The sequence below is a fragment of the Cobetia crustatorum genome, from assembly GCF_000591415.1.
Lineage (GTDB): Bacteria > Pseudomonadota > Gammaproteobacteria > Pseudomonadales > Halomonadaceae > Cobetia > Cobetia crustatorum.
Genome location: NZ_JEMF01000132.1, coordinates 1 through 1,260, shown reverse-complemented (window position 1 = coordinate 1,260; position 1,260 = coordinate 1). Strand labels below are relative to the sequence as shown.

The 1,260-nt window shown below is 57.1% G+C and carries 2 protein-coding genes; one reads left to right on the top strand and one right to left on the bottom strand.

Annotation, left to right across the window (positions count from 1 at the left end):
- The coding region (locus BF12_RS0117800; RefSeq protein ID WP_024953434.1) for an ATPase, T2SS/T4P/T4SS family at window positions 1-548 on the top strand (548 nt) is incomplete at its 5' end.
- Window positions 549-669: 121 nt separating this feature from the next.
- On the opposite strand, the gene BF12_RS0117795 is transcribed toward BF12_RS0117800, so the two are convergent.
- The coding region (locus tag BF12_RS0117795) for an anhydro-N-acetylmuramic acid kinase (protein ID WP_024953433.1) at window positions 670-1,260 on the bottom strand (591 nt) is incomplete at its 5' end.

Here is a 1,260-nt window from a genome sequence, read left to right as displayed (position 1 = left end):
TGATCATGATTGGTGAGATTCGCTCACGCGAGACCATGGAACATGCACTGACCTTCGCCGAAACAGGCCATCTGTGCTTGGCGACACTGCATGCCAATAATGCCAATCAGGCGCTGGACCGCATCATTCACTTCTTCCCCGAGGAGCGCCACGAGCAGGTCTGGATGGACCTGTCGCTAAACCTCAAGGGGATTGTCGCTCAGCAACTGCTACCGCATAAAAGTGGTGATGGTGCACAGCGCGTGCCGGCGATTGAAGTGATGTTACGCTCACCTCTGATCGTTGATCTCATTCGTAAAGGGGCAGTTGTCGAGATCAAGGACGTCATGAAGCGCTCCCAGCAGCTGGGCATGATGACGTTCGATCAATCGCTCTATGCATTGCATCAGCAGGGCTTGATCACTGAAGAGGTCGCGCTGGCACATGCGGATTCTGCCAACGACCTGCGCCTGATGATCAAGTTTGGAGATTCTGACAGTGCTCAAGAGGCGCAGCTGGATGTACTGAATGCCGCAAGCCGTTTCTCGCTTCAGGACGATGATGATTGATAAGCCAATGGGCCGATCAGAAAGCACTCCATGCATGACACAAGGCTGCCGCCTCCTGATTTGAAAGGAGGCGGCAGCCTTGCATTAGGGCAGCCTGAAATGAAGCGACCCGGTGAGCCGTCTAGCGAGCGTAAATTCCGCCCAAGACTCGCGAGCCACGCGCACCGGTCACGCTAGGCAAGTTGCCAGGACGGCCCAGTACGCGGCGAGCTGCCAGCCACGCAAACGCTCCTGCCTCCAGCAGGTCGGCATTCCATCCCAGCTCAGCACAATAGGTGATCTGCGTTGGATGCGGCCCGTTTGCCAAGCGCTGTTCAAGCGCCGTGATTAACGCCAGATTACGTGCACCGCCTCCACAAGGCGTTATTGCAGGTAAAGGTATGCCTGTTTCCTCCAGGCTGCGTGCAACGCTCTCTACTGTCAGGGTCAGTAGTGTGGCTTGCACATCGGCAGGAGTCTCATCGCCGGAGAGGTGTTGCTCTAGCCAGCCGAGATGAAAGTCTTCGCGGCCGGTGCTCTTGGGGAGTGGTTTGGCAAAATACTCAGCTGTCAGCAGGCCCTCGAGTAGTTCAGGAATAACACGGCCGTTGGCGGCCCACTGGCCATTGTGGTCTACCGGTGTGCCGTGGTGTCGGGCATGCCAGGCATCCAATAGGCAATTGGCGGGCCCCGTATCAAAGCCAATCACGGACTCACTCGAGTTCTGGGGGGG